This is a genomic window from Oscillibacter sp. (assembly GCF_032060045.1).
Lineage (GTDB): Bacteria > Bacillota > Clostridia > Oscillospirales > Oscillospiraceae > Oscillibacter.
The window spans coordinates 1-4,972 of record NZ_DAMBZJ010000070.1; the positions used below are offsets into that span (position 1 = coordinate 1).

At 45.1% G+C, this 4,972-nt stretch carries 4 protein-coding genes; all 4 read right to left on the minus strand.

Annotated elements, in window-relative coordinates:
- Positions 1 to 83: 83 nt before the first annotated feature.
- The 4 genes from RT018_RS15545 to RT018_RS15560 are packed head-to-tail and all read right to left on the minus strand — an operon-like array spanning position 84 to position 4,751.
- Complete coding sequence (locus tag RT018_RS15545) at positions 84 to 719, minus strand: hypothetical protein (protein ID WP_312943222.1); 636 nt, start codon at positions 717 to 719, stop codon at positions 84 to 86.
- Positions 712 to 2,247: a tyrosine-type recombinase/integrase gene (locus RT018_RS15550; RefSeq protein ID WP_312943223.1), complete on the minus strand. Its 1,536-nt coding sequence runs from the start codon at positions 2,245 to 2,247 to the stop codon at positions 712 to 714. The genes RT018_RS15545 and RT018_RS15550 overlap by 8 nt, the downstream gene beginning before the upstream one ends.
- Positions 2,240 to 3,673 (minus strand): tyrosine-type recombinase/integrase, encoded by a 1,434-nt coding sequence (locus tag RT018_RS15555; RefSeq protein ID WP_312943224.1) that lies wholly within the window; start codon positions 3,671 to 3,673, stop codon positions 2,240 to 2,242. The genes RT018_RS15550 and RT018_RS15555 overlap by 8 nt, the downstream gene beginning before the upstream one ends.
- Positions 3,663 to 4,751, minus strand: a complete 1,089-nt coding sequence (locus RT018_RS15560; protein ID WP_312943225.1) for a tyrosine-type recombinase/integrase — start codon at positions 4,749 to 4,751, stop codon at positions 3,663 to 3,665. The genes RT018_RS15555 and RT018_RS15560 overlap by 11 nt, the downstream gene beginning before the upstream one ends.
- Positions 4,752 to 4,972: the final 221 nt, after the last annotated feature.

The following is a 4,972-nucleotide window of genomic DNA, read 5'->3' on the forward strand; positions in this document are numbered from 1 at the left end:
TTTATCTTTAGCTGGCGGATGTCTAACATGGTACAACCGTTGATTGTAGCAGGATAATCCACACATTAGACACCGCCCGACGTCTAACACGTTGCGAGAATCTTACGAATCTGTTCGTAAATATCCTGTTCCGTGAATAAATCGCCGATCCTTTGACCGCCAAATTGCTTTAAGATTTCTTCCTCAGCCTTAGCTGAAATTTCACGAAAAGTACTTTCCCGCAACTGCTGAACATAATTTTCATCAATAATCATACCACTTTCCTTTCTGCTTAAATGCCTGCCCGGTTTCTGAATAGAGCAGGTACTTTGTTGCTGAATTCTGGATAATTGCTCACGCAAACGATGGTTTTCACCCTTTAAAGCTTCCAACTCCAACAACTGCAAAATCAGATTTTCTTTATCTTTCTGCAGACGTTGAATTTTCAAACGCAGCTGTCTGTTTTTGTCCTTCTGTTCTGAGCCCATACCGCAATGGCCTTCGGGCAGCTTTTTGGCTGCCCGAAGGCTCATGATGCGTTCTTTCAGGATAGGATGATTGTAAAGCGTAGCCTTTGATACACCGGCTTCCACAGCCACGGTACTGAAATTGATAGATTTGTTTTTAGCCCGTTTTAGGCGATCAATTGCTGTGTTGACTCTGGCAACCGTTTCACATCTTTTTCTGTCAGCACAGATTTTCAAACCTTCCGTATTTCTTCGAATTTCTTTCTTAACCATTGATCTGTACCTCCAAACTTTCTACCAAAGGCTTTAAATATCTGTACTTGACATATTGACGCTGCCAGTCTCTTTCGCGGCCTAATGCCTGAAACCGTGTCATCTCCTGTTCCATCAAATCCAATTCCGTACGCAGCACCGGATAAAAACTGGCCTCCGTAACGTAGTTGGGGCAGTTGTAGAAAAAACAACCCTCGCCATCCGTGCAGTTGCCCCGTCTGAAATCATACAGGCATACGCCGTTTGGCAAAGGGTTGAAACTCATGGATTTAGACAGCTGCGAGACAACATCCTCAATTTCCTGTTCTGTCCGTCCTTTAAAGCATGTATCCAGTTTGCCGCGTATTTCAGCAGCTCTCAACCCGGCCAGCTTCGCTTTGGGACTCAAAATCACCTCCGAGTAGATTTCTTTTACTTCTTCTTCCTGTAAGGTGAGGTAATGCGAAGTCATCTCAATGGAAACATGGGAAAACTGCTTCATAATGTAGGCAATGGGCATTTTACGCTTGATCAGTTCACGCACATAAGTGGCCCTGAATTGATGACTTGTCAACGGATAAAGGTTACCTTGGTTATCCCGGATATCCCAGCGCCTGATAAACGGCTTGAGGCGCATGACTCCATACAGATCGGTTTTGTATACGACGACTTTGTTGTGAAAAGGTTGGGATCTGGTTAAAAACAGCTCATGGAGGCCGCTTTCCCGCCTTAACGGTTCGGAGTAATCGCTTAGTTCCCGAATGACGTCCTGTACCAATTGGTTGATAAAAACCTTGTGTACAACCGGTTCCGCCCGTTCCGTCTTGCTCAGCAGGACTTCCATATAGGCGTGACCATCATCGGTGACATGGACGCAGCCCTCCCGGATGGAAAGAACCTCATTGATCCGCAGGCCGGTCTGGCTTTGAATGATGATCCCTGCTTTTGTCAGAATATCCGTTTCCCTGTTCACAGCGTAAAAGAGGATTTTATTGAAAATTTCCTCCGGAATCGGTTTGAATTTATCTGCTTTTTTGCCCCACGCGCTTCTGGAGCCCCAAAGGCCACAGGCCGATGTCTGCAGAAAAAGATTTTCCTGTGTAACGGCCCATCCTTTGATTTGCCCGATCTGTATAATCTGCTGCACAATGCGGGAGCGCTTGAAGCCGACTGTCTGCTTGTATTGCCTGATGTCTTTCAGCCACAGTGCATAATCCAAAAATATTTCTTTGGTGATTTCCCGAAAGCTGCCGATGCTGTTGAGTTTACAGTATTCGATGAATGCCGGCAGAACGCCATTGATCTCATGGTGAACGGAAAAGGGTTTGATCTGGCTGAGCCTGTAGTAGGCAAATTGTTTTACAACCCATTTCATTTCTTCATTTTGGATGTATCCGAAACGGATATGTTTGTGTGTGCTGGCCAGATTTTTTCGCGGAATAAAGGGAGACATATCCCACATATCATCGGTAAACTTTGAATTTCCGATAACAATATGGTCGTAATCAGTACCCTGATCAACAGGTGGCAGCATCAAAATCTCAGGCATTCTGCATTTCCTCCAATCTGTAAATAATTTCTTTCAGAGCCCGAACGGTGCCGAGAAAATGCTCCGCGTAGTGGTGACCGTATGGGTTATCCTCCAATTGCTGCTCCAGAGAACGCAAATAGGCTTTGTGGTATTCAAGATATTCCGGAGTAGTGATATACCGACTGCAGGTGTAACATTTCTGCCGCCTTAACAGCCGATCGCAAACGGTTCCGCTTTGAAACGGCTTGGTGCAATAACCGTCGCACATTTTGGCGCAGCCATCTTGATTTTTCTGAAACCATCGCAGTTCGGCTTCATCCGGTATCACAGACCGGTCAACCTGATTGACATCTCCGATTATGCCGATTGCCTGAAAGCGCTCCGCCCGTTCCCGATCTTTTACATCGGCATAGTGCATTTTCGTAGTGGAGGGGGCGGTATGTCCGAGCATCTCCTGTATGACCTTGATATTGGTTCCTTTTGACAGCATGTCGGTTGCCAGTGTTCTCCTGAATTTCAACGGGGTAAGCCGAAAAGGTGCACCGTATTCGTCCAGAATGTTGTGACGGGCGACAAAATCGGATAAAAGTTTCCTGTATTCTGATTGTCTTAAAAGAACAGTTTCTCCCTTGCGCGATCCGCTTTTGCACTGCTTTAGAAACATAAATTCACGCATGTCGTCAGCGGCCTGCTCACGCAACATTTTGAAATACTCCATTAAATGCTCTATAGCTATAGCACACTCATTTGGTATTGGCAGCGGAGGACGTTCCTTCCGGTTTTTGTGATCATACCACGCAAGCGTATAGCCGTTGATCGGATGGGGCTGAAGGCAGCCGATTTTCAGTTGCAGCATATCTTCAATGCGTATCGCCGTAGATTGCAGGATAATGATTCCATATTTGACATAAAGGTTTGGTTCGGCGGGTAAGGCCGCCGCTATCTGCGCCATGATTTTGTCCGGAATGAAATCAATATGAAGCTTGCTGTTCGTACCATGATACTCGTTGCCAATGAAAATTTCATTTTCAGGAACATGGTCCGGCATGTGGATTTGTCCCCAGCGAATAAGGTTCTTAACGACATCCAGACATGTTTTTTGATACGCATAGGCTAACGGCTTTTTCGTAGCTGCGGATATTTCCGTTCTCAAGTATGCGATAAAGAAACAAATATCGTCGTTATTCAGCGCTTTGAAGGACGTCACTCCATGCCTGACTGCGAATTTATGAAAATGTTTAAATTTCCCCAGTTCGCAATAGAGCTTGTATAATGTTATGCTTTGCGTTTGATGGCGCTGCCGGACGTATCCCTGAATAACTTCTTTCATTGACTTGGATGTTATATACGAAAAATCAAATCGGAATTGCCTGCCGTAGTTTTGCGAGTGTTCGTCCATATCAGTCAACTTCCAGACCTCGCCGTCCCGTATATCATTTTCCATTGAGAGCACCCCCTGAAGCGGAACGGCGGCTCCAGTACTTGTTCAGGCTTTCATACAGATATCGGTTGGAAAGATGCGTGTATTGCTGTGTGGTAGCGATTTGTTTGTGTCCGGCAATGATTCTCACAACGCTGATGTCCATGCCGCTTTCGACAAGGGCACTGACAAAGGTGTGCCTTAAATCGTGAAAGTGAAAAAAGACTCCCGCCTTTTGCATAGCGGAATGAAAGGTGCCATATGCTGCCTGGTAGGTTAAGGGCTGTCCATAGCATTCTTTTTTTAAGGATACAAAAATATAGCTGTGCTCTGTCTCAATCAGGCTTCTTTCTTCCAGAATGAACTGATCAATTTCCTCCAAAAGGAACAGAGGTAAATACAGCGTTCGGCGACATCCTTTGGATTTGATATCGGTGAGTGCACCAATCTGCTTGCTGGAATCAGGATACGGAATATCTTCAATTTGCAAATTCAGAACTTCTGAGATCCGCGCTCCTGTAAGATTCAGAATCTTTAAAATCAGCCGATCCCTTGTCGTATGCAGATGCTGCGAAAGAGCCACCACATCTGAAGGCGGTACCAGATGTACAGTATGCCTGCTTTCTTTAACCTTAAAGACAGATTGCTTCGTCTGATTATCCTGCCGCGCATGGTAGAGAAGGCTTTTAAACATGTCGCGCGGCCTATTGACATCCCTCATTAAAATTGGATTGTCGATTTGGCTCATGATTCCGCAGTACTTGTAAAAGCAATGTACCGTTCCCAAAATGTGATTGATTGTTTGCGGAGTCCGGCAACTGGTCGTGAAAAGGGACAGGGTGTCGGAACAGTCCGGATTTCTAAGGTACTCCACGAATTCACTCAGTTTTCTGACCGTCATCTCATCAAACGCATAATGGCAGTGATTCAAAAAGTCCCAATAGATTTTCAGATCCCGCCCATACGCTTTCATGGTGTTTAGAGCCATTCCGCGAAGTTTCTGATACCTCAGAAAAGCTTGTACTGGTTTCACCAGTCTCATGTTATCATCCAAAAGGGTGATAACGGTTTCAGATTCGAGCTTGATAATCCTCAGTTCCAATAAATATAGCGCCTCCTACGTTTTTTATATGTCCAACAAGACATTGTCCCATCGTACCATAAAAAACGTTTGAGGCGCTGCGATTAATCATCTTATGAATAAGCGCTGGCTGTGGCTTACCTTTTCTGTATCGCGAATTTTGAAAAATGTGCTCCATGCCAGCAGTTTCGGGCATTTCAGGCCATGTTACGTATTAGTCACTTTCAACTAAAGATTACATT

What these genes read in the sequence shown, in the direction of transcription:
- RT018_RS15545 (WP_312943222.1), bottom strand. Translation starts at nt 719, where the DNA reads ATGGTTAAGAAAGAAATTCGAAGAAATACGGAAGGTTTGAAAATCTGT.
- RT018_RS15550 (WP_312943223.1), bottom strand. Translation starts at nt 2,247, where the DNA reads ATGCCTGAGATTTTGATGCTGCCACCTGTTGATCAGGGTACTGATTAC.
- RT018_RS15555 (WP_312943224.1), bottom strand. Translation starts at nt 3,673, where the DNA reads ATGGAAAATGATATACGGGACGGCGAGGTCTGGAAGTTGACTGATATG.